Below are 243 nucleotides of genomic sequence, written 5' to 3'. Positions count from 1 at the left end.
ACGTAGCAGGTCTCAACTACTGGACAGGCCAACTGCTGAACGGCAAAGTCACCCTGGGTCAAGCCGCTCTGGCCATCCTCGGTGGTGCTACCGGTGCAGACAAAGTTGCCGTTGACTCCAAAGTTGCCGCTGCGACATCCTTCACAACAGCCATCGACACCAACGAAGAAATCGTTGCCTACTCCCTGCCAAGCAACACAGCCCTGGCTAAGGACTGGTTGAGCAAAGTGCTGGATTCCGCTA

Annotated in this window: 1 pseudogene; it reads left to right on the top strand. The window is 56.0% G+C overall.

Going from position 1 to position 243, the window contains the following annotated elements:
- Positions 1-243, top strand: a pseudogene (locus tag ACO0LL_RS30460) (hypothetical protein); the annotation flags it as partial.

The sequence above is a fragment of the Undibacterium sp. TC4M20W genome, from assembly GCF_049340245.1.
Taxonomy (GTDB): Bacteria; Pseudomonadota; Gammaproteobacteria; order Burkholderiales; family Burkholderiaceae_D; genus Undibacterium.
The sequence above is the reverse complement of the archived record's forward strand: the minus strand, read 5'-3'. Positions and strand labels throughout refer to the sequence as shown.